Origin of the sequence: Halomarina pelagica, from assembly GCF_024228315.1 — an archaeon.
Lineage (GTDB): Archaea > Halobacteriota > Halobacteria > Halobacteriales > Haloarculaceae > Halomarina > Halomarina pelagica.
This window is the reverse complement of record NZ_CP100454.1, coordinates 1,012,611-1,034,967: the sequence shown is the minus strand read 5'-3', so window position 1 is coordinate 1,034,967 and position 22,357 is coordinate 1,012,611. Positions and strand designations below refer to the sequence as shown.

Sequence of the window (22,357 nt, the reverse complement as noted above, 5' to 3'; positions counted from 1 at the left end):
GACGCGCGTGATGTACGACCTGACGCACCCGGTCGAACCGGGCATGCCGACGTACCCCGGCGATCCCATCGTCGAGGCCTGGCCGAACGCGACGGTCGACGACGACGGCTACAGCGTGACCGCCTTCGGGATGAGCACCCACACGGGGACGCACATCGACGCCCCGCGTCACGTCGAACCCGGCGGGCGGGCGCTCTCGACCTACCCGATCGATCGCTTCCGCTTCGACGCGCGCCTCGTCGACTGCGCCGTCGGTCCCGAGGAGTCGATCGGCGAGGGGTACGTCCCCGAGACGGACGCCGACCTCCTCCTGTTTCGCACCGACTGGAGCGACTACTGGGGCGACGACGCCTACTACGACTACCCGTACCTCTCCGCCGGCGCGGCCGAACGCTGCGCCGAGCTCGGCTACGACGTCGGCATCGACGCACCGAGCGTCGACCCGATGGGGGCGGACCTCATCGCCCACCACGAACTGTTCCGCGCCGACTGCCTCATCATCGAGAACCTGACCAACCTGGGCGCGCTCCCGGATCGCGTCGTCGTCTACGCGCTCCCGCTCCCGCTCGCGGACACCGACGGCGCGCCCGCCCGCGTCGTCGCGCACGAGTGATCGGCGACGAGCGTCGACGGACGATCGACGGGCGGTCGACGGGCGGTCGGCGCGCCCGCCGCGGTCCGACGGTTTATATGCGATCGAGGGGGTAAACCCACCAGCGTGAGCGACTCCGCCGAGACCCGGTACGACGCCGACCAGCGGACGGTCCCGCGCGCCGACCTCGACGCCGCCTGGCGCGACCTGTTCCCGTTCGACCCCTACCCCCAGCAGGTCGACGGCGTCGAGCGGGCGCGCGAGGTGATGGGCGACGGCGGGTACCTCCTGCTCGAGGGGGCCTGCGGCACGGGCAAGACGCTCATCGCGCTCGTCGCGGGGCTCCAGGCGGTGCGCGACGGCGTCGGCGAGCGCGTGTTCGCCGTCACGCCCGTCAAGCAGCAACTCAGGCAGTTCGTCACCGAGGTGCGCACGCTCAACGCCGAGCGCGACGAGCCGTTCGACGGCCTCGTCCTCGTGGGCAAGCGCGATCTCCTCCCCTACGCCCGCGCGGACGCCCTCCCGGCCGACCGCGGCGTCCACGACGCCTCCTCGGACATGCGCGAGCTGACGGCGCGGCTCGTGAGCCGGGAGTCAGAGGCGTCCCTCGACGTGTCGCCGGGGGCGCTCGACGGCCGCATCGAGGTCTGCGGGGCCGACGGCTGCGATCGGCTCTCCTACTCCGAGGCGCGCTGTCCCGAGCACCGCGGCGAGCGCGACGAGGAGACCCCCTGGTACGACCCGCTGCGCGCCGAGGCGCTCTGTCGGCTGGTCGAGGACCTCCCCGGCGAGCGCCTGGAGACGGCGGGCGCGACCGCCCCCTACCCGGCGGAGCCGCCGCACACCCGCGACGTGCTCGCCGACGCCGACGAGGCCGACCCCCTCACAGACGAGTCCGGTCGCTTCGATCCGTTCTACGCGCGGTTCTTCGCCGACGAGGGGTGGGTCGGCTTCGACTTCTCGGCGGGCGAGCGGAACGTCCTCGATGCGGAGGCGACCGTGCGCGCCGCCGTCGATCGAGGCGTCTGCCCCCACGAGGCGATGGCGGCGCTGATGGGCGACGCGGACGTGCTGATCGGCAACTACAACCACGCGTTCGACCCGAAGACGCGCCGCCTGACCCGCGAGAAGGCGGGCGTCCTCGACGACGGGACGCTCCTCGTGGTCGACGAGGCGCACATGCTCGAGGAGCGCGTGCGCGACCTCCTCTCGGAGACGCTCTCGCTGCACGCGATCCGCACCGCCCACCGCGACGTCGCGCTCGTCCGCGAGTACCTCTCCGGGACGGGCGGCGCGCCGGGCGCGGACCCCGAGGCCCACCGGCGACACGCCCGGCGGACGCTGTCGGAGTTCTCCGGCGTCGACGAGCGGGACCTCCGGACCGCCCAGTCGTTCCTGGAGTGGCTCGCGGCGGCCATCGACGACGAGGTCTCCGACTACCTCAGCGAGGAGTACGGCGACTGGCAGCGCGCGTTCCGCGAGGGGTCGCTCCCCGATGACGACCACGAACTCCCCCTGCGCGACCCCGAGACGGTCGAGGTGGACCGGCTGACCGAGGCCGCGAGCGGGGAGTTTTCCGACGACGTCTGGTTACGGCTGCGCGACGTCGGGCACGTCGCCGCCGCCGTCCACGAGAACGACGGGCAGACGGACCGGACCCCCGTCTGCGACGCCGTCGGCACCCTCCTGTGGCGCTGGGGGACCGCCGGGCACGCGACGTACTTCCGGGAGATCGAACTGGAGTACGCGGAGAAGGCAGTCGAGGACACCACCCTCCCCGACTGGGCGAGCGCGTACAACGCCTCGCTCTCGCTCTACAACTGCATCCCCCAGGAGCCCCTGGCCCGGACCTTCGACGACCTCGCCGGGGGCGTGCTCATGTCCGCGACGCTCGAACCCTTCGACGTCTACCGTCGGGTCAGCGGCCTCGACCTGCTCGCCGAGGGATCCGAGGAGCGCGACCCCCGGCGCGTCGAGACCGCGAGCTACGACCTCGCCTTCCCCGCGTCGAACCGGGCGAGCTGGGTCGTGGACCTGCCGCCCTTCACCTACCGCGAGCGCGGCCCGCCGGTCGCCGACTACGACGAGATGACGCCCACCCGTCGGGCGTACGCGAGCGCGCTCGTCAGCCTCGCGCGCGGTCACGGCAACGTCCTGCTCTGTCTGCCCTCCTACCGCGAGGCGGAGTGGGCGGTCGAGTACCTCCGCGAGCGCGTCTCGAAGCCCGTCCTCCGGGACCGGTCGTCTGACAGTTCCGAGACCGACGCCATGCTCTCGCGGTTCTTCCAGGACGACGGCATCCACCGCGTGCTGGTCACGAGCGCACGCGGCACCGTCACCGAGGGCGTCGACTACCGCGGTCGCCGCCTCCACTGCGCCGCGACCGTCGGCGTCCCCTACGCCAACACCGCCGCGCCCCGGATGCGGGCGGTGACCAACGCCTACGACCGGACCTTCGCAGACGGGTTCGAGACCGCCGTGCAGGTGCCCGCCGTCCGCAAGGCGCGCCAGGCGTTCGGGCGCGTCCTCCGCGGTCACGACGAGACGGGCGTGCGCGTCCTGCTCGACCGCCGCTACCTCCCCGACGCGCCGCGGTCGGTGAACGACCTGCTGGGCGAGGCCGAGCGCGCCGAGTTCGCCCGGGTGAGCCCCGACATGCTCGACCTCGGACTGGATCAGTTCTGGGACTCGAACTCCTGAATCGCCGCCCGCCAGTCGTCGGGCAGCGGCCGCGGCTCCCCGGTCTCGGGGTCGACGCTCACCTGCACCGTCTCGCCCGTGAGCGCGACGCCCTCGTCGGTGCGCACCCGGTAGTCGAAGGTGAAGCTCGACGTCCCGAGGTCGCTCACGCGGACGTCGACGCGGGCCGTCTGCCCGAGGTGGATCGGCGCGCGGTAGTCGGCCTCCACGTGCACGAGCACCATCTGGGGCCCGGCGTCGATGCCGACCACCTCCTGGAGGTACTCGATGCGCCCCTGTTCGAGGTACGTGCTGTAGACGGAGTTGTTCACGTGGTTCAGCGTGTCGAGGTCACGGTAGCGGACCGGAATCTCGGTCGTGAAGGGGAAGTCGTCGGCGTCGGCGTCGGCGTCGCTGTCGTCCATGGCGGCATCGAGGGGCGCTGACCCATTGCGATTGCGGTCGCGTGCGGAAGTCGGCGGTTCCGGCCGCCCCGCCCGCGAGCCGTCGCCCCCGACTGTGAGTAGTCGCACACTCACTGAATGGGCAGGTATTTGCCGCCGGCGGATCACCACGCGGACGCATGTCCCCGTTCGCGATCGAGGCGACGGGGCTCTCGAAGCGGTACGGCGACGAGATCGCCGTCGAGGGCCTCGACCTCGCCGTCCCCCACGGCACCGTCTACGGCTTTCTCGGCCCGAACGGAGCCGGGAAGACGACGACGATCCGCATGTTGACCACCCTCCTGCGCCCGACGGCGGGGGAGGCCCGCATCGACGGTCAGCCGATCGCCGACCGCCGGGCGGTCACCCGGCGGATCGGCTACCTCCCCGACGCCCCGCCGCTGTACGACGAACTCACCGGGCGCGAGCAACTCGAGTACGTCGCCGGACTGCGCGACATCCCGAACGAGGAGGCGAGTGCGCGGATCGGGGAACTCCTGGAGCGGTTCTCCCTCGACGAGGACGCCGACAAGCGCATCTCGACGTACTCGAAGGGGATGAAGCAGAAGGCGGGCATCATCCAGGCGATCCTCCACCGCCCCGCCGTGATCTTCCTCGACGAGCCGACCGCGGGGCTGGATCCGCGCGCGGCGCGCACCGTCCGCGACACGATCGCCGACCTCGCCGCGGGCGACGCGACGGTGTTTCTCTCGACGCACGTCCTCCCGGTCGTCGACGAACTCGCCGACACGGTGGGCGTGCTGTTCGACGGCGACCTCGTCGCCGAGGGACCGCCCGAGGTGCTCAAGCGGCGGGCGGCGGAGAGCGTCGACGGCGACGCTCGCGACGGTGAGGGCGATGGCGAAGGGGAGGGACGAACCCTGGAGGACGTCTTCCTGGAGGTCACCCAGGACGCCGACCTCGTCCGCCCCGACGGGGCGGAGCGGGCGCGATGAGCGCGGCGAGCGCGGCGGGCGAGACGGGTGGCTCCGACCCCCGGGCCGCGCGCGTTCGGCGCGTTCGGCTGCTCGTCCGTACCGAGATCGTCCGACGGACGCGATCGATGCGGGGGCGGAGGGGGCAACTCCTCGCGCTCGCCGTCGCCGCGCTGTTCGGGGGGCTCGTGTTCGTCGGCGGGGTCGCTGGGGTGTACGTCTTCGCCGGGGCGGTCGCGGCGGGCGAGGCGGAGGTCCCGATGCGGATCGTCCGGTTCGTCGTCACAGGGCTGTTCGGGTTCGCCGCGTTCATCACCGCGCTCCGCGCCGTGCAACAGACGGCGAACCCGCCGAACCTCGACGGGTTGCTGACGGCCGTCCCGCACCGAGAGGTCGTCGCCGGGACCCTTCTCGTGGAGTTCCTGGTCGCGCTGCTGCTGCCCGGCCTGCCCGCGTTCGGGATGGCCGTCGCCTTCGGCGTCGGGGCGAGCGCACCCCTGGCCGCGGCGCTCCTGCTGGCGACGGTCGTCGCGCTCGTCGCCCTCGGCGTGCTCGTCGGGTTCGCCCTCGGCCTCCTCGTGCGCCTCGCGATCGCGCGCTCCGAGACGCTCTCGCGCTATCGCACGCCCGTCGCCGTGGCGCTGTTTCTCGCCTACTTCGCGACCGTCACGAGCGGCGACTCGGCGTCGGCGTTCGAGCCGATCCTCGACGTCGTGGCCGCGACGCCGCTGGGCTGGTTCGCCGACCTCGGTTTCTACGGGACGGTCGCCGGGGCGAGCGCGCTCCGGGCGGGGGGTGCCGTCGCCGCGACCGCCCTCGCGGTGCCGACGCTCGGCTGGGCCTGCGGTCGCCTCGCCGAAGCGCTGTGGTACGACGACCCCGTCCAGCCCGAGACGCGGAGCGAGGGGTCCTCCGGGATGGGCGACGTGGCGGGGATCCCGCGGCCCGTGGCGCGCATCGCGCGAAAGAGCTGGCTCCGCGCCAGGCGCAACCCCCTGCGACTGCAGTACGTCGTCTACCCGCTGTTCTTCCTCTGGGCACCCCTCTCGCAGGGGCTCACGTCCGGCGAGGTGCCGCCGGAACTCGCCGCGATCGTCGCGTTCTACGGCGCGTGGGCGACCGGCGCGGCCTTCTCGCTCAACCCGGTCGGCGACGAGGGACCGGTGCTGCCGGTGACGCTCACGACGCCCGTGACCGGGCGGACGTTCGTCGCCGGCGTCTGCCTGGCGGGCGCGCTCGTCGGCGTCCCGCTTACGGCCCTGCTCGCGGTCGGCCTGGGCGTCGCGGGCGGGCTGGGGGCGGTCGGCCTCCTCGCGGTCGCGGTCACGGCCGTCGTCCTCCCGCTCGCGGCGACGGGCATCGCGACGGGCGCGGGGACGCTCTTTCCCCGCCTCGGGACGGTCCGGCTGAGCCGGAGCCGCGAGGCGGTCGTCCCGAGCCTGTTCGCCTTCGCCGCCTACTCGCTCGTCCTCTCGCTCGCCGGCCTCCCGGCGCTGGTCGCGAGCGCCCCCGTCGCGCGCGCCGTCCTCTCGGAACTCCTCGGCGTCGGATCGACCGCGATCCTCGCGGCGGGGCTGGCGCTCGCGGCCGTCCTCGGGTGCGTCGCGGCGGCCGTCGGCGTTCGCGTCGCCGTCCGCGGGTTCGAGGGGTACACGTACGACTAGCGGCGGGACGTGAGCAGAACGCCCTCGCCAGGCCCACGCTGCCGGGGCGAGACGACCGGAATCCGTCCTCACATTTATCGTGACTCAGTCCGCCCATCGCCCATGAGCATCGGCGACGAAATCCGGTATCCGCAAGCGTTGGGGATACCCGTCGCAGTCGCTGTTCTCGCTCTGATAGTCGTCTTCGAACTGGGGACCGTCGCCGTCGTCCTCGCGTCCGTCCTGTTGGTGCTAACCGTCCTGCTCTCGTCGAGGCGCGTCTCCCCGCGTACGATCCGGCGTCGCCTGCTCCCGGCGATCGGCCTCCTGCTGTTGCTCGGCGGGGTCGGTTCGCTCGTCCTCTACACGATTCCGCTGGGAACATTCATGCTAGGAGGTACCGCCGCCGTAGCGGTCCGGTACGTCAGTGGACCGGAGGCGAGGCACGTCGCGAGCGCCGTCGCGGCGCTCGGTGCACTCGCGGCGGCGGCAGTCGCGCTCTACGTTCCGAAAACAAACGGCCCGGCGATCTACCTCGCGATCGCAACGGTCGGCGTCGTCCTCGCGCTCCGACACCGCTCGCAGTCGCGGTGATCTCACGCTCGCGCCGACCGGTGGGCGGCGCGCACCGAGCGCTCCAGCGGGGCGCGCTCCGGCGCGAAGACGAGATGAGTGTCGCAGTCGCAGTCCGACGCGCCGAGGCCGGGCACGGGTGCGGCGGTATCGCCGTCCGCGAGCGCCCGCGCGACGGCGCACTCCCGATCCTCGCCGTCGGTCGTGACGGCCGCCTCGATCGACGCCGCGGGGTGCCCGAGGAGGTAATCGACGTGCCAGTGGCGACCGTCGCGCTCGCCGCGGGCGAGTTCGCGGTGCCGGTCGACCCGCGAGAACCCGCCGGGGCCGAGGGCGCTCCCCGTGTAGGCGTACCAGCCCGCCGAGAGCGCCCGCTCGCCCGCCGCGCCGAACGCGACGCGGGCGGCCGTCGGCAGGCGGACGAGGAGGGTGTAGGTGCCCGCTCCGTTCACGCGTCGCCGGCCCCGTTCCCGGCACTGTCGCGCTCCCCTTCGCCCTCGAAGTCCAGCGCGACGGAGTTGATGCAGAAGCGCTTACCCGTGGGGTCGGGCCCGTCGTCGAAGACGTGCCCGAGGTGGCCGCCGCAGTTCGCGCAGACGACCTCCGTGCGGACCATCCCGTGGCTCGTGTCGCGGCGGAGTTCGATCGCGTCCTCGTCCGCGTCGTAGAAGGAGGGCCAGCCGGAGCCCTCGCGGTCGAACTTCGTCTCCGAGTCGAACAGCTCGGCCCCGCAACCGGCGCAGACGTAGGTCCCCTCGTCGCCCTTGCCGATGAACTCGCCGGTGAACTTCGGCTCCGTCCCCTGCTCTCGCAGCACGCGGTACTCCTCGTCGGTCAGCACCTCGCGCCACTCCTCGTCGCTCCGCGGCAGGTCGTGCGTCTCGGGTTCGGACATAGGTGACAGTAGGCGCTCGGCGGATAAAGGCCCACGGTCGGGAGGCTGAAGTCGACGGCCGACGATAGTGTACGGGATGAACCGCCCGCGAGTCGGCGTCTCCTACCGGTTCGACGCGCGCGCGAATCCCGTAAAGCGGCGGCTCTTCCGCGCGATGGAGGCGTGGGCCGACGTGGTGCGCCTGGACGCGTTCGAGGCCCACCCCGACCTCTGGCGGTACGACCTCGACTGCCTCCACGTCGCGCGGTGCACGCCCGCCTCGCTCGCGGACATGCGCCGCGCCGACCTCGCGGGCGTCCGAACCGTCAACGCGGCCGACGGGGCGCGACTCGCCTGCGACCGCCTCGCGCGCGGACGGCTCCTCCGCGATCTCGGGGTCCGCGTCCCCCGGTTCGAGTGGGGGCCCGCAGGGGCGATCTCGCTCGATCTCCCCGTGATCGCGAAGCGGCGGTACGAGTTCGTCGACGCCGACCACGACCACCGCGTGATCGACGGCGGGCCGATCGACTTCGCGGGCGAACGGTTCGTCGAGGCGCTCGTCTCTGACGGGGTGCCGTACAAGTGCTACCGGATCGGCGAGGCGACGTGCGTCGTCTCGGCCGACGACGAAGCGGACCCGCGACCCGTCGACCCGCCCCCTGGGACGGTCGACCTCGTCCGCCGGGTGAGCGACGCGCTGGGGCTCGCCCTCTGCGAGGTGGACGTCCTCCGGGTCGAGCGGGGGCCGCCCTACGTCGTCGACGTGAACCCCGCGGTGAGCCTGCGCGGCGTACCCGACGGCGGCGCGCTGTACGAGTCGTTCCTGCGCGAGGAGGCGGCGCGAGGCGTCTCGACGTCGTAGGCGTCCGTCCGACGGAGGCGAGCCGTCACCCCTTGATGTTCGCCACGGGGCGCATCCGCGCGACCTTCGTCCCGATGCCGAGGCGGTCGCTGACGCGGACGACCTCGTCCACGTCCTTGTACGCGCCGGGGGCCTCCTCGGCGACGGTCGCGCCGGAGCGGGCCTTGACGTAGACGCCCTCGCCGCGGAGGCGCTGTTTGAGGTCGCCCGCCGTGTAGTCCTTCTTCGCCTGGGTGCGCGACTTCAGGCGGCCCGCGCCGTGGGCGGTCGAGCCGAAGGAGAGTTCCATCGAGCGCTCGCCGCCCGCGAGGACGTAGGAGTGCGTGCCCATGCTCCCCGGGAGGAGGACGGGCTGGCCCGCGTCGCGGTAGGCGGCGGGGACCTGCGGGTGTCCGGCGGGGAAGGCCCGCGTCGCGCCCTTGCGGTGGACGAGCAGGTCCTTCCGCTCGCCGTCGACCTCGTGAGTCTCCTCCTTGGCGATGTTGTGACAGACGTCGTAGACGAGTTCGACCTCGTCCTCGTCGACCCCGAACAGCTCGCGGAACGTCCGTCGGACGGCCTGGGTCATCGCCTGGCGGTTGGCCCACGCGAAGTTGGCCGCGCCGTACATCGCCCGGCGGTAGTCCTCCGCCGCGTCGTCCCCGATGGGCGCGTAGACGAGCTGACGGTCCGGCAGGGAGTCGACGAGGTCGGGGTACTCCCGCTCGAACCGGCGGATGTACTCCTGGCAGACCTGGTGGCCGAGCCCGCGGGACCCCGAGTGGATCATCACGACGACCCCGTCCTCGCGGAGGCCGTAGGCGTCGGCGGTGGCGTCGTCGTAGACGTCGGTGACGCGCTGGACCTCGAGGAAGTGGTTGCCGGAGCCGAGCGAGCCGACCTGCTTCACGCCGCGCTTCTTCGCGTTCTCGGGGACGGCGTCGGGGTCGCCCGGGAGGCGGCCCCCCTCCTCGCAGTGCTCGAGGTCGGCCTCGGTCGCGTGGCCCTCCTCGAGCATCCACTCCATGCCGCGTTCGAGGATGCCCTCGACGTCGTCGCGGTCGGTCCGGACGTACCCGCCCTTCCCGAGGCCGCAGGGGACGAGGTCGTAGAGGCGCTCGACGAGGTCCTCCTCGCTGCCTCGCACGTCCCCGTAGTCGAGCGGCGTTCGGAGGACGCGGACGCCGCAGTTGATGTCGAAGCCGATCCCGCCGGGGGAGATAGCCCCCCCGTCCATGTCGACGGCGGCGACCCCGCCGATGGGGAAGCCGTAGCCGAGGTGACCGTCCGGGAGGACGACCGAGTACTTCTGGATGCCGGGCAGGGTGGCGACGTTGCGCACCTGCTCCAGGGTCTGTCCCTCCTCGCGCATCTTCTCGAGCAGCGGCTCGGAGGCGTACACGCGCGCCGGGACGCGCATGTCGCCGGATCGCGGGATCTCGTAGACGTTTTCCGCGACTTCGGTGAGTTCCATACGACTAGTAGCCGGCCGAGAGGCAAAAAACGCCGCGAGACAGGTCAGATGTCGAGGGTGGCTTCGAGGACCCACTCTCCCTCGGCTTCCGGATCGGCGTCCCGCGACGCGTCGCTCGCTCGTTCCGTCGAGCGCGTCGGAACGCGCTCGACGTGCTCCACGCGCATCTCGCTGTACGTCGGGCTCTTGATGTCGAACAGCGGTTCGCCGATGGGACCCGCGAGGACCGTCGCCCTGAGCGCGTAGCCGTCCCCGCGCTCCTCGATCTCGACGCGCTCGGCGCGCGACACCGCCACCTCCTCCAGTTCCTGCAGGAGGACGAGTTCCGCGAGGAAGTCGAACAGGAGCGCCTGGCGGTCCTCCGCCTCGACCTCCACCTCGAACCGCCGGGAGTCGTCGCCGCCCCCCTCCGAAATGGCGGCGAACGCGCGGGTCGCCTCGGCGAACGCCGCCTCGAGGGTCGGACCGGTCGCCCGGAACCGGACGTCCGCCGGGTGGCTGAGTAGCTCGAAACTCACGGGGACCCCTCCGCGGTGATCATGCGTGACGATCGACGGCGGGACGAAAGGGGTTGTCGATGGGTCGGTCCGACCTCGGCGTCAGAGGTACTCCCTGAGGTAGGGGCGGACCTCGCCGCGCCGGATCGTCTCGCCGCGCTCGACGTAGTAGGAGGCGCAGGCGTTGCCGAGCGCGAGCGCCGACCGCCAGTCCCACCCGACCGCCAGCCCGTGGGCGAACCCGGCGGTGAACCGGTCGCCGCCGCCGGTCTCTCGCACGGTCTCGTCCGTGTCGAGGTTGGCGACGTGGACCACCTCGTCGGGCGTCGCCGCCGTCGCCGCCGCGACGTCGTGGCAGACGACGCCCGCGAGGTCGGCGCGCTCGCGCACGGCGGCGAGTCCCTCGCCGAGGTCGACCTCCCGCGCCCCGACCGCCGCGGCGAGGGCGTCCGTCTCCGCTCGGTTGGCGCAGAGGACGGTTCGCGTCCACCCCGACGCGAGCGACGCGAGCGCGTCGAGCAGGTCGAGGAGCGCGCCCTCGCTGCTCCCGGTGACGTCCCCCGGGTCGAGCACGAACACGTCGGCGACGAGGTGGTCGGCGGCGGCGCGCAGCGCGTCGTCCATCCCCGGGACCGACACCCAGTTGCCACAGCAGACCACGTCCGCGCCGAACGCGGCGTCGAGGTCCGCGACGTCGCGCAGGTCGTCGAGCGTCCAGCCGGTGAGGTCGCGCGACTCCTCGGTGAGGACGACGTCGCCCTCCTCGAACTCGCAGACGGAGACGCGGGCGGGATCGCCCATGGAGACCGCGTCGAACGGGAAGTCAGAGAGCGTCGGGTGATCGAGGTGGCCGTAGAGCGTCACGTCGTCGGAGAGCGCGTGGGCCTGTACGGCCATGTTGACCGCCTGGCCGCCGGGTTCGCCCTCGCCCGGTTCGAGGCGGAACGCCTTCGACGCGCCCGCCTCGATGCGCCCGCCGAAGGTGGCGCGGTCGTCGATCGCGGTGTCGGCACCGACGCGCACCCGACAGCGCCTGTCGACGCTCCCGTCCGGGAACGCCGTGACGCCGACCGGGCTGTTCGCGTCGAGCGCGTCGGGGAGCGCCTCGTAGGTCGCTCGCGACGTGGGGTCCATGGACCTCACTACGGGGGGCGGCGTAATTACTGTGGTAGTCTGTCTCCCGGAATCGCCCGTCAGTCCCGCGAGTAGCTGGCGATGCGCCCCCACGTGGACTTCTTGCCCCACAGTCCCGAGCGCATGCACTCACACTCGACGATCTGGGAGTTGTCGACGAACAGGTTCACGTTCGGGCCGAAGTTCTTGATGTACCACTCGAACACCTCCGGGTCGGCGGCCTCGAAGACGCAGTTCTCGACGCCGACCTCGTTCGCGATCGCGAACGCAACGTCCGTGCGCCACTCCCGGACGCGCTCGGTGATGCCCTCGGACTCGACCATGATCTTGTACGCGCCGGCCTCCAGGTGCCGGTGGGCCTCCTCGATGGCGCTCGCGGGGTCGATCGCGGCCTCGCTCTCCAGTTCCTCGACGCTCGACGCCCCGCCCGCGCCGAACTGGACGTTGATCTCGGGCTTCGCCTTCAGACCGTGGTCCTGGACCATCTCGGTGAGCGCAACCATGTCGTCGATGTCGATGGCGAGGAAGCCCGAGGACACCTCGACGATGTCGAAGCCGAGTTCGCCCGCCTCCTCGACGTAGTCCTCCACCTTGTCGCGGTCCGCGATCAGAACGTGCTCGATGAATCCCCCCGTCGAGACCTGCACGTCGAACTCGTGGCAGGTGTCGATCAGCTCCCGGACGGCCTCCTCGGGCATCAGGGCGAACGAACCGCCCGAGAACTTGTATATGTCCACGTACCGCCCCATCGTCTCGAGAATGTCGCGGAGTTCGCGCGGCCCCATGGGATCGTAGTACGGCCCACGGATCTCGGTGATCCCCCGCTCGCGGGGTTTCTCCGGTCGATCGTTCACGCGCAGAAAGTCGAAGGCTCGGTCGGCCATGTTCGTCGCATCACCGGGGAACCGGTTAATCCTTTGTCACGACATGCGGTAGGTGGGCGGGTCGTGAAAGTATCGCCGATCGATGACCCGCGGACGCTCGGTCGGCGCTCGTTCGACGCTCAATCGATCAGCGCGACCAGGTCGGCGACGTCGTGCTCTTCGAGCGAGCGCACGGTCTCCACGATCTCGCGCCGGCGGTCCTCGTCGTAGCGCCCGCGGGTCGTCGCCTCGAACTTCTCCTCGATCTGCTCCCACGACATGGGGTTGTTCGGGTGGCCGTTGAAGTCGGCCTTCTCGACGTGGTAGGTCGTGCCGTCCTCGAGTTCGACGTCGATGACGGCGGGCATCTCGCCGTGCTCGAAGCGCTCGGTGAGTTCCGGATCCTCCTCGACCTCGACGGCGCGCAGGAGCGTCTGTACGTCGTCGCTCTGGATACGTTCGGGTTCGTAGGCCTCGTTCGTCATCTCGCGGTCGATGAGCGCCGCCGCGAGCATGTACGGCAGGGAGTGGTCGGCCTGGGCCTTCGTCTCCACCTCGTAGCGCGAGCCCTCGCCGCCGCCGATGATGAGCTTCGCGCCCGCGAACGTGTCGAGGTGGATCGAGTCGACGGTCTCGGGGTCGATGTCGTGTCCCACCGCGAGTTCGATGATGCCCTCGACGGCCGACTGGGCGTACGTCTCGGCCACGTAGCGCTTCGTCATCGTGTCGAAGACGCGCGAACAGGCCGGATCGAGGTCCACCTCGAAGTCGCCCGAGACGGTCTGCTTCCAGCCCTTCTGCCCCTCGAAGAGGTCGGTCGGCCCCTCCATGCCGTGCTTCGCGAGGTAGACCGAGTAGACGGCGTTGCGGGCGGCGTTGGCGCTGGCGACGCCCTTCCACTCGTTGATCCCGCCGGTCCGCGTCACCCGGAGGGCGTTGTGCGCCGTCCCGGCGATGCCGACCGCGTTGCGCAGTTGCTCCTCGTCGAGGCCGGCGATCGCGCCCGCGCCGCACGCGGCCGAGATGACGGTGTGGGTGACGTGGTCCCAGCCCCTGTCCCGGACGGGGGCGTTCCAGGCGAGTTCGCCCTGCACCTCGTAGGCCACCCCGACGGCCTCGACGAGGTCGCGTCCGCTCGCGCCTCGCGCCTCGCCGCAGGCGACGATCCCCGCGATGTTGTCGCTGGGGTGGGGCGTCTCGCCGGGGGCGAGGAAGGAATCCATGAAGTCGAGGTAGCGGGTCAGCGTCGTGTTCAGCATGGCGGCGTCCGGCGGCGATCCGCGCCGGTCCGACCCCCAGAAGCGACACGGGCCGTCGGCGTTCAGTTCCTCGACGGTGTCGCGGACGCGCTCGGGCGGCTCCGCGTCCATCGCGCCGACGGCGATGCCGACCGAGTCGAGGACGCGTTTCTTCAACTCCTCGATCGCGTCCTCGGATAGCGCCTCGTACTCGACTTCCCGGACGAACGTCGCGAGTTCGGTTGTCGTGACCATACGGACGGCACGCCACCGAGGAGGAAAGTAGTACGCCGAGTGATACGACTCCGAGAACGTTCCGGTCGGCGAAACGCGCTCGTCGCTGACCTGTGTCCCGAACCGTGCCGTGTCACGTCTCGGCGCAGATGAAGACCTCCCCATCGCCGTAGATGAAGATCTCGAGTCCGCGGTACGAGAAGGCGACGTAGTCGATCGCCGGCGTTCCGTCCGACTGCGTCGTGAGCAACGTCTCCAGGGCGTCCCACTCGGCGACGCTCGCGAGCGGCGGTTCGAGGCGCATCGGGTCCTCGCCGAGTACATCGCCGATCACGGCGGTGACCGTCCCCAGGAGGGACTCGGCGTCGTCCACGTCGTACCGCCCCCGGCTCAACACCTCCCGGTCCGGCGGTCCGCCGTCCGTCCCCGAATCCGTACCGTCGGGCATACGCCCTGTTCTTCGCCCCACCACAGTAAAACCAACGTAACAAATATAAGTCCGGTAATAGGTACGCGGTCGAGATATCGATCGTCGGTTGAATTACAGGTATCCGGATCATATAAAATAATTGGGTGGACTTAAGCGACCGGGCGAATAACGACCGCCGCATGAGCGGAGGAGTTCGGTGGGAGGTTCGATGTACAGCGTGCGAATTTCGCGGACGCGCCCCGACGAAGGAACTGGCCGGTCGGCTCGCGGACGCACACCAGTCAACGTCCGGACACGAAGTCGAGGTCGTTCGGTCGAACGGACGGTGACGGGGATCGAGTCGGTGGTCGACGGGAACGGCCGCGGGCGGGGGACCGGCTGCGACGGTCGGGCTCCCGAACGGGGTCACCCGTCAGCGCCCGTCACGCGCCAGGTGAGCGTACTCTCGAGCACGTAGTTGACGACCATCCCGACGAGGATACCGACCCCGTTGGCGACGATGAGCCAGACGTCGACCCCGAAAACGAGCAGCTGGATGGGGACCGACCGCAGCACCAGCGAGAAGACGGCGACCGCGACGAGGACGCCGCCGAGCCGCACCAGGTTCGACGTGAGCAGGCGACGCAGGACCGCCGTGGTAGTGGCGTCACCCGCGCCGGCGAACGTCCAGCGCTCGTTGAGGACGAACATGAGGAGGATGGCCGTCTCCGCGCCGACGAGCTTCGCCACCTCGGGCGTCACGTCGAACCCGAGGGACAACAGCGCGAGGACGGCGTTGTCGCACACCGCACCCACCGCGCCGACGGAGAGGAACCGGCCGACTCGGACCCAGGACAGCAGCGACTCGATCCGCGCGCCGAGGCCCGCGCTCATCGGTGCGGATCGGCGCGGGTGGTCGCGTCGCCCGCGAGCGCGTCCGCGACCCGGTCGTCCCGGAGGCGGCGGGCGCGACGGCGCGCCGCGAACAGCCCGCGAGCCATCGACAGCGAGGTCCCTACGGGCGCGACCGTCGACTTCGGATGGTCGCGCCAGCGGATCGGCACCTCCTCGACGTGCCGTCCGAGCGCGCCGACCAGCGTCACGAGTTCGATGTCCCAGGCGAATCCCGGTTCGCGGACGTGCTCCCGGACGGCGTCCCACGCGTCCGCCGTGATGGCCTTCGCGCCGCACTGGTAGTCGTACAGCGGCACGTCGAGCACGCGCCGCGCCAGCCAGGCGAACGCGTCGCCGAGGTGCCGGCGGGCGTGGGTCTGGTGGCTCTCGACGACCGCGTCGGGGTGGCGGCGCGAGCCGACCGCCAGGTCGGCGCTCCCGGTCGTCACCGGATCGAGGATCGCGGCGATCTCGTCGACGGGCGTGCTCCCGTCGGCGTCGACGAACGCGAGCACCTCCGCGTCGAGCGCGTCGAAGCCCGCGGTGATCGCCGCGCCCTTCCCGCGGCGCTCGGCGACGGCGTTACTCGTCACCGGGAGGTCCGCGAGCCGGTCGAGCGTCCCGCGCCGCGGGACGTCGAGTTCGATACGGATCTCCGCGAGATCCAGCCTCGCGTCCAACTTGCGGACGTACCCCGCGAGTCGACGGGAATCCGGCCGGTAGGCGGGAACGATCACGCTGGCTGACGCCATGGGATGTCCATCGGCGAATCGGGTGAAAAGTATTGTTCACGACACTGATCCGACGCCGAGATCGACGAGAGCGACGAGGATTCGGACGACGTGCGACGGTGATCGGCGCGACGGCCCGGGGACCGCACCGTAGCGCAGACGCTCGTCGAGAGAGATCGGGAATAGGTGGCTGGGGAGGTCGCGTCCGTGTGGTTTCGGCCGGCCGAGGGCCGACCGATCGGTGGATGGGTCGACGCGGATTTGAACCGCGGACCTCCCGGTTATCAGCCGAGCGCTCATACCTGGCTGAGCTATCGACCCATCGGACGCATCTCTGCGTACTGCCGTTGCACAATTAAGGGTTTCTCTTCGGCATCGGGGCGCGTCGAACCGATAGCGTCAGGTGCGTCAGTTGTCGCTGCCGGAGCCGCGATCGACGCTGTACTCGTCGTCGCCCATGTCGTAGGTGTCGTTGTCGTAGGTGTCGTAGTCGTCGGGATCGTCCCGGGGGAAGCCGGCCGTGTAGACCCCGCCCGTGTAGATCCCGCCAGTCTTCGCGTCCACGTAGGGGGTGACGACGAACTTCTTCACCGCCAGGCGGATCGAATAGCGCGTCGGCGGGAGCACGAGCAGGAGGCCGACGAGGTCCGTCACGATCCCCGGCGTGAGCAGGAAGGCACCCGACGCGACGAGCAACCCGCCGTCCACGACCTCGTCGTCGGGGACCTCCCCCCGGGTGAGCTTCTCCTGGATCTTCCGGAGCGTGTGGCGACCCTCCGCCCGGACGAGCAGGAGGCCGACGAGCGCCGTCAGCACGACGAGCGCGACGGTCGCCACCGCCCCGATCCGCGTCGCGAGCGCGACGAGCACCAGGATGTCGAGGAGGGGGATGAGCAACAGCAGCCCGATGACCCGGAGCATGCCTCACCTACACGATCGGACGGGAAACGTGTTCCGGCTTCGCACGCCCGACGAGTCGTAACACGCTTTCACCCGTCGCCCCACCCACCACCATGGACGACGAGACGCTGGTCGAGTGGCGCGAGTGGGGCCCGGCCCCCTTCGAGGAGGCCCGGGCCGCGGACCGCCCCGTGTTGCTCTCTCTCACCGCGCCGTGGTGTCACTGGTGCGATCGGATGGACGAGGAGGCGTACGCCAACCCGAGCGTCGCCGCCAACGTCCACGACGACTTCCTCCCCGTCCGGGTGGACGTCGACCGCCATCCGCGGATCCGCGAGCGCTACCAGATGGGCGGCTTCCCCTCCACGGTCTTTCTCACCCCGGACGGCGACGTCATCACCGGCGCGACGTACATGAGCACCGAGAGCCTCCGGCGGGTGTTGGACCGCGTCCGCGAGACGTGGGACGAGCGCGGCGAGGCGGCGGGGCGCGTCCCCCGTGCGCTGCAGGATCCCGACCCCCCGCGGGGGAGCCTCGACGGCGAGGTCGAGGGGCACATGCTCGAACAGGTGCGCGACGCCTTCGACGAGGAGTACGGCGGCTGGGGCGTCGACGCGAAGTTCCCCCTCCCGAACGCCGTCGAGTTCGCGCTCAAGCGCGACCGCGACCGCGCCACCCGGACGCTCGACGCCGTCTACACCCACCTCTACGACACGTACGGCGGCGGCTTCTACCGCTACGCGACCGAGCGCGACTGGGGCGACCCCCACCGCGAGAAGCTGCTCGACGAGAACGCGGCCGTCCTGCGCGCGTTCGCGAACGCCTACCTCTACACCGGCGAGGGGGCCTACCGCGACCCCGCGCTCGGCACGCGCGACTACCTCACCACGACGCTCTGGACGGGCGACGCCTTCGCCGGAAGTCAGGCGGGCGGCGACTACTACACGCTCGAACCGGCGGCGCGCGAGTCGGCCGACCCGCCGCGCGTCGACGGGACGGTCTTCGCCGACCGCAACGCCCTCGCGATCGACGCCCTCCTGCGCCTGCACGCCTACACCGACGACGAGGCGGCCCGCCGCTACGCCGAGCGCGCCCTCGACCACGTCCGGGGGACGCTCCTCGACGGCGGCCAGGTCGCGCACTACGACGGCGGCGCGACGGGGCTGCTGTCCGACGAGGCGCGACTCCTCCGCGCGCTCGCGACCGCCGCGCAGGTGCTCGGCCAGTCGTACCTCGACGACGCGCGCGCGGTGGCCGACCGGACGATCGAGCGACGACTCGACGACGGCACCTTCCTCGACGGGCCGACCGACGGTCCCGGGCTGCTCTCCCGGCCGCTCCGTCCTCTGGAGACGACGGTCGAACTCGCCGACGCGCTGGTCGACCTGTCGCTCGTGACCGGCGAGGAGGGGTACCGAACCGTCGCGCGGGAGGCGCTCTCCGCGTTCGCGGGCGCGCGCCACCGCATGGGCGTGGAAGTGGCCGCCTACGCGACCGCCGCGTCGCGGCTCGTCCGCCCGCCGCTCGTGATCGAGGTGGCCGACGAACCCGGCAGCGACCTCCACCGGGCGGCGTGGCGCGTCGCCGACCACGAGAAGGTGGTCGTCCCGAACGCCGACGGCGAGGCGGGCACCGCGCGCGTGCTCGCGGACGGCGAGCGCTCCGCCCCCGCCGCGACGCCCGACGAACTCGGCCGTCGCGTCTCCCAGGTTTCGTAAACCCCCGATGCGTTTTTACTCCGTGCGTGTGACGAGTACGCAATGGCAAGTCTCCGAGACCTCGGGCTGTCCGAGTACGAGGCGCGGGCGTACCGGGCCCTGCTGACGACCGGACCGACAACCGCGAAGGAGTTGTCCGGGGTCAGCGACGTCCCGATGGGACGCATCTACGACGTGCTGAACAGCATCGAGCAGTACAACCTCGTGCGCTCTCAGAGCGCCTCGCGCCCGAAGAAGTACGTGGCCGTCGAACCGGAGACGGCACTCAACCGCCTGCTCGAGGACAAGAAGCGCGAACTCACCGAGAAGGAATCGCAGTACGAGACCATCGTCTCCGAACTCGTCGGCGAACTCGACGCCACCGAACCGGTCGACGAGCGGTTCTGGACCGCCGCAGTCGGGCCGGGCGAGACGGCTGACCTCCTCGTCGAGCGCATCGCCGCCGCCGACGCGCGCATCGAGATGGTCGCCTCCACGCTCTCCCAGCAGTTCGACGTGGACGACCTCGGCGAGCGCGTCGCGGCCGAACTCGAACGCGCGCTCGACCGCGGCGTCGAGATCTCCCTCCTGATGCGCCCGCGACTGGTCGACGACCTCCCCGCCTCCGTCGGCCGCCGCTATCGGACGGTCCTCTCGCCGCACGACCGCTTCGACTGTCGCACCAGCGACGACGTGAGCGGGAGCTTCACGATCATCGACGATCACGAGGTCGTCATCGAGGTGGCACACCCCCTCCGCGAGGCCGACTCGCTGGCGATGATCGATCTCAAGGACAGGGAGTTCGCCGGCGACGTGCGCGAGGAGTTCGCCCCGCGGTGGGAGGAGGCGACCCCGCTTTCCTTCTAGAACAACCACCTTTTGCTGCGGTCGTGTGGCGGCGACACGCTCCGCGGTCGCCGCCGACTCCCTGGCAAAAGCTGGAGCAAAAGCACAGCGTCACCCCCTCGCTGCGCTCGGGGGGTTCCTTGGCCCGCTCGCTCCCTGCGGTCGCTCGCGGTGAGTGCGCTGGCGATAACGGGGAAAAGCTCACACTTCGACGACTGACTTGCTTTTTCACCGTCTCACTCCGATTTTCCACCGCGACCGAGCGAACGCAGTGAGCGAGGGAGCGGGCTGACGACCGAGCGAACGCAGTGAGCGAGGGAGCGGGCTGACGACCGAGCGAACGCAGTGAGCGAGGGAGCGGGCTGACGACCGAGCGAACGCAGTGAGCGAGGGAGCGGGCTGACGACCGAGCGAACGCAGTGAGCGAGGGAGCGGAAGGTCGCGAAGCGGCCTGAAGTGAGGGAGAAGTGGTCTCGTGAATGAGCAGGGCGAATGAACGAGACCTCGTCGGAGCGCCGCTCCGACGGTGCTTTTGCTCGAGCTTTTACAGAGGTGACGCCGTCAGGCGTCTCCTCGTCGTAAAAGGTCGTGGTCGCCGTTCAGTTCCGCCCGGAGCGTCTCCATCTCGGCGACGCGCTCGGCGTGGGCGTTGTGCTGGTGGATGGACTCGTCGTTCGACTGCCGCATCGTCACGACGGCGTCGTCCGGGAGGTCCGGGAAGCGCTCGACGACACCCTCGGCCATGGCGCGGACGCAGTCCTCGACGAACTTCGCGTCGGCGTGGGAGTCGTACGTCATGTGGTCCTCGTCGGGGCGCTTTGCGAGGTTGTAGATGCGGGCGCTCATCGAGTCGCGCGCCACGTCGATCACGTCGTGGAGGTCCACGTCGGGCGACCCCTCGCTCTCGACGGTGAGCGTCGCGTGGCCGCGCTGGGAGTGTCCCGGCTGGGGGACGCGTTCGAGGAACGTCTCGACCGTGTCGTCGTCGACGCCGAGTTCGCGCAGCGTCTCGCGGGCGCGGGCGGCGGACATCCCCTGCGAGCAGGGACAGACCGTCATGCCGACGACGCGCGCGCCGATGGCCTCCCGCGTCCCCTCGTCGGTCGCGGTCGCGCTGGCGATGATGTCGGCCGTCGACTGCGTGGGGCGGTTCGACGCGGGCGTGCGGTCGTGGACGACGTACGTCGCCTCCATGCGTACCTCCGCCTCCGTGGTGTACTCGTGTTTCGCCAGGAGGCGCTCGGCCGCGTCGCCGCAGACGTCCTCGACGCGGTAGGCGGTCTGGCTGACGGCCGCCTCCAGCGTCTCGTCGATGACCTCCATGTTGCGGCTCATGTCCGCCCCCTTGCGCCACGCCGGGAGATCGACGTACACCTCGAACTCCGCCATCAGCACGATCGGACGGCGCTCCTCGCGATCGATTTTAACGAGCTTCTCCACGCCGGTGACGCCCACCCGGTTCAGCCCGACGGTCACCTCCGGGCTGGACGCCTGGACGTCCGGCAGCTGCTTGCTCATCGCTTAAATATTGGACGCGCACCGGTTATGCGTTCCGAAAGGAGCCAATCGAGACGCTACTCATCCAACGAGTCACCGACGGACCTGGTAGAGGACTTCAGCGAGGAGAACCCTATCGCGCTTTCCGAGGCTGATCTCGAACAGGAACTTGCCGAGGGGATCCCCGTCGAAGAACGCAAAGCGCCGTCGGTGTTCGTCGAACGACACCGGAAGAGACCTTTCCGGGAGAAGTGATACCGAAGTCATCACAAAACAGGAAAGTGCTGCGCGATGTGCGAACCAAGGCGGAACTTTCGGGCCCGCCGAACTAGCGAACGCGGAGCGCTGAGACCCACGAACTTGGTGATACAACCCACGGGCTTAGATGATGCTTCACTGCTCCCGAACGAAGAGTCTCATCCCTGGGCAGAAAAACGTGGAGCGATTCGATAGACGAGATTGACTCATAAGGATTATCGTAGTCGACTGGAGAGAACGAACCCCCAGAACGTGTGCAAGATCACCGGATCCTGCTGATACATATATTACGTTCCACAACTAGTTAGAGAAATCTTTTGTGTCTTCCCACCGTGCTTACACGTGATGACTGCGACCGTGAGGACCCCACCGGACTTTCTCAGGTACGTACTGCTGGGACTCGGTCCTGGTCTCGTGTGGTTCATCTTCGCGCTGCTACTGGACTTCAATTTGACGACAGCGGTCGCTGTCGGAGTTATTTCAGGTCTCACGTTCATCCTAGTTACGAGATCTATTACCGTGGGGTAATCCCGGTCCGACAGGCCGAACCGTGTACGTCACCCGACCATTCGTATTCGGTTAATACCCACGGTAATACGATAACAGCTCAGTGAATTCTCGGTTATCAGAGGTCGCTCTTCTCTGTACTTCTGCGGTTTAACCACCAGTGGGTCAACCCCATCACTGCCTCTGCTTTGTTGAATAGGGGTACGGCGTCGGGATCATAGTGGTGAGGAGGTGCGTTCGATGGTATAAACAGTGAACATCGAGACGGGTTCTCTGAACTCACGGTACCATGTCTACGCTCGCACGGCGCGACCATACATGAGTGTTTCACCACCGAGAAACACGTCTCACTCATCCAGTGGCGGTTGTACAGTTCGTCGTCCATCCGCGCGTTAGGCGCGTGATCGTACGCTACTCGCTCGTGCTCGTCGGTTCGACGTCCGTCGATCCGCACTCCGGGCACCGTTCGCGCTGCCCCTCGAAGCGGGCGTCGCACGCCGCGCACCGGTAGTCGGCGCTCCCTCCGGCCGCAGTTCGCGCGCTCGCCTTGAACTGTTCGACCTGCCGCCCGAGTTCCCTGAAGATCCCCATGTGCTCC

Annotated in this window: 24 protein-coding genes and 1 tRNA gene; 9 read left to right on the top strand and 16 right to left on the bottom strand. The window is 70.0% G+C overall.

Annotated features, from left to right (window positions below):
- The first annotated feature begins 10 nt into the window (after positions 1-10).
- Positions 11-613 (top strand): cyclase family protein, encoded by a 603-nt coding sequence (locus tag NKI68_RS05470; RefSeq protein WP_254545699.1) that lies wholly within the window; start codon positions 11-13, stop codon positions 611-613.
- A 105-nt stretch (positions 614-718) separates the two neighbouring features.
- Positions 719-3,292: an ATP-dependent DNA helicase gene (locus tag NKI68_RS05465; protein ID WP_254545698.1), complete on the top strand. Its 2,574-nt coding sequence runs from the start codon at positions 719-721 to the stop codon at positions 3,290-3,292.
- Here the strand turns inward: NKI68_RS05465 and NKI68_RS05460 are convergent.
- Entirely contained in the window at positions 3,268-3,696 is a 429-nt protein-coding gene (locus NKI68_RS05460) for an acyl-CoA thioesterase (RefSeq protein WP_254545697.1), read from the bottom strand. The genes NKI68_RS05465 and NKI68_RS05460 overlap by 25 nt on opposite strands.
- 158 nt (positions 3,697-3,854) lie before the next feature.
- On the opposite strand from NKI68_RS05460, the gene NKI68_RS05455 reads away from it, so the two are divergent.
- From NKI68_RS05455 to NKI68_RS05445, 3 genes are all read left to right on the top strand, one after another.
- Entirely contained in the window at positions 3,855-4,670 is an 816-nt protein-coding gene (locus tag NKI68_RS05455) for an ABC transporter ATP-binding protein (protein WP_254545696.1), read from the top strand.
- Entirely contained in the window at positions 4,667-6,313 is a 1,647-nt protein-coding gene (locus NKI68_RS05450; protein WP_254545695.1) for a hypothetical protein, read from the top strand. The genes NKI68_RS05455 and NKI68_RS05450 overlap by 4 nt, the downstream gene beginning before the upstream one ends.
- A 102-nt stretch (positions 6,314-6,415) precedes the next feature.
- Positions 6,416-6,886, top strand: a complete 471-nt coding sequence (locus NKI68_RS05445; protein ID WP_254545694.1) for a hypothetical protein — start codon at positions 6,416-6,418, stop codon at positions 6,884-6,886.
- A 2-nt stretch (positions 6,887-6,888) separates the two neighbouring features.
- Here the strand turns inward: NKI68_RS05445 and NKI68_RS05440 are convergent, their stop codons facing one another.
- Entirely contained in the window at positions 6,889-7,317 is a 429-nt protein-coding gene (locus NKI68_RS05440) for a GIY-YIG nuclease family protein (protein ID WP_254545693.1), read from the bottom strand.
- Complete coding sequence (gene msrB / locus NKI68_RS05435; protein ID WP_254545692.1) at positions 7,314-7,760, bottom strand: peptide-methionine (R)-S-oxide reductase MsrB; 447 nt, start codon at positions 7,758-7,760, stop codon at positions 7,314-7,316. The genes NKI68_RS05440 and msrB overlap by 4 nt, the downstream gene beginning before the upstream one ends.
- A gap of 76 nt (positions 7,761-7,836) precedes the next feature.
- Here msrB and NKI68_RS05430 point away from each other — a divergent pair, with 76 nt between their 5' ends.
- Positions 7,837-8,601, top strand: coding sequence for an ATP-grasp domain-containing protein (locus NKI68_RS05430; protein WP_254545691.1), 765 nt, complete (start codon positions 7,837-7,839; stop codon positions 8,599-8,601).
- A gap of 25 nt (positions 8,602-8,626) precedes the next feature.
- On the opposite strand, the gene NKI68_RS05425 is transcribed toward NKI68_RS05430, so the two are convergent.
- From NKI68_RS05425 to NKI68_RS05380, 10 genes are all read right to left on the bottom strand, one after another.
- Positions 8,627-10,054, bottom strand: coding sequence for an RtcB family protein (locus tag NKI68_RS05425; RefSeq protein ID WP_254545690.1), 1,428 nt, complete (start codon positions 10,052-10,054; stop codon positions 8,627-8,629).
- A 44-nt stretch (positions 10,055-10,098) separates the two neighbouring features.
- Positions 10,099-10,572, bottom strand: coding sequence for an archease (locus NKI68_RS05420; RefSeq protein ID WP_254545689.1), 474 nt, complete (start codon positions 10,570-10,572; stop codon positions 10,099-10,101).
- A gap of 81 nt (positions 10,573-10,653) precedes the next feature.
- Positions 10,654-11,685 carry a PfkB family carbohydrate kinase gene (locus tag NKI68_RS05415; RefSeq protein ID WP_254545688.1) on the bottom strand — a complete coding sequence of 344 codons (1,032 nt, stop codon included), beginning with the start codon at positions 11,683-11,685 and terminating at the stop codon, positions 10,654-10,656.
- 59 nt (positions 11,686-11,744) lie between these two features.
- Positions 11,745-12,569 carry a phosphosulfolactate synthase gene (locus NKI68_RS05410; protein ID WP_254545687.1) on the bottom strand — a complete coding sequence of 275 codons (825 nt, stop codon included), beginning with the start codon at positions 12,567-12,569 and terminating at the stop codon, positions 11,745-11,747.
- 119 nt (positions 12,570-12,688) lie between these two features.
- Positions 12,689-14,041, bottom strand: coding sequence for an MmgE/PrpD family protein (locus tag NKI68_RS05405; RefSeq protein ID WP_254545686.1), 1,353 nt, complete (start codon positions 14,039-14,041; stop codon positions 12,689-12,691).
- Between the two features lie 112 nt (positions 14,042-14,153).
- A complete protein-coding gene (locus NKI68_RS05400) occupies positions 14,154-14,468 on the bottom strand; it encodes a HalOD1 output domain-containing protein (protein WP_254545685.1) in 315 nt (104 codons plus the stop codon).
- Between the two features lie 387 nt (positions 14,469-14,855).
- Entirely contained in the window at positions 14,856-15,323 is a 468-nt protein-coding gene (locus NKI68_RS05395; protein ID WP_254545684.1) for a GtrA family protein, read from the bottom strand.
- Positions 15,320-16,075: a glycosyltransferase gene (locus NKI68_RS05390; RefSeq protein WP_254545683.1), complete on the bottom strand. Its 756-nt coding sequence runs from the start codon at positions 16,073-16,075 to the stop codon at positions 15,320-15,322. Before NKI68_RS05390 ends, NKI68_RS05395 begins: the two co-directional genes overlap by 4 nt.
- A 225-nt stretch (positions 16,076-16,300) precedes the next feature.
- Positions 16,301-16,375 (bottom strand) — tRNA-Ile (locus tag NKI68_RS05385).
- Between the two features lie 87 nt (positions 16,376-16,462).
- The gene (locus NKI68_RS05380; protein WP_254545682.1) at positions 16,463-16,975 is read right to left on the bottom strand and encodes an FxsA family protein; all 513 of its coding nucleotides are present in this window, start codon (positions 16,973-16,975) and stop codon (positions 16,463-16,465) included.
- Between the two features lie 92 nt (positions 16,976-17,067).
- On the opposite strand from NKI68_RS05380, the gene NKI68_RS05375 reads away from it, so the two are divergent.
- Together NKI68_RS05375 and NKI68_RS05370 are read left to right on the top strand one after the other, a co-directional pair.
- The gene (locus tag NKI68_RS05375) at positions 17,068-18,672 is read left to right on the top strand and encodes a DUF255 domain-containing protein (protein WP_254545681.1); all 1,605 of its coding nucleotides are present in this window, start codon (positions 17,068-17,070) and stop codon (positions 18,670-18,672) included.
- Between the two features lie 42 nt (positions 18,673-18,714).
- Positions 18,715-19,518, top strand: coding sequence for a TrmB family transcriptional regulator (locus NKI68_RS05370; RefSeq protein WP_254545680.1), 804 nt, complete (start codon positions 18,715-18,717; stop codon positions 19,516-19,518).
- 540 nt (positions 19,519-20,058) lie between these two features.
- On the opposite strand, the gene mptA is transcribed toward NKI68_RS05370, so the two are convergent.
- A complete protein-coding gene (mptA, locus tag NKI68_RS05365; RefSeq protein WP_254545679.1) occupies positions 20,059-21,015 on the bottom strand; it encodes a GTP cyclohydrolase MptA in 957 nt (318 codons plus the stop codon).
- A 72-nt stretch (positions 21,016-21,087) separates the two neighbouring features.
- A complete protein-coding gene (locus NKI68_RS23540) occupies positions 21,088-21,222 on the bottom strand; it encodes a hypothetical protein (RefSeq protein WP_256562676.1) in 135 nt (44 codons plus the stop codon).
- A gap of 375 nt (positions 21,223-21,597) precedes the next feature.
- On the opposite strand from NKI68_RS23540, the gene NKI68_RS05360 reads away from it, so the two are divergent.
- Positions 21,598-21,780, top strand: coding sequence for a hypothetical protein (locus NKI68_RS05360; RefSeq protein WP_254545678.1), 183 nt, complete (start codon positions 21,598-21,600; stop codon positions 21,778-21,780).
- Positions 21,781-22,170: 390 nt separating this feature from the next.
- Here the strand turns inward: NKI68_RS05360 and NKI68_RS05355 are convergent, their stop codons facing one another.
- Positions 22,171-22,350, bottom strand: coding sequence for an FmdB family zinc ribbon protein (locus NKI68_RS05355; protein ID WP_254545677.1), 180 nt, complete (start codon positions 22,348-22,350; stop codon positions 22,171-22,173).
- Positions 22,351-22,357 lie beyond the last annotated feature (7 nt).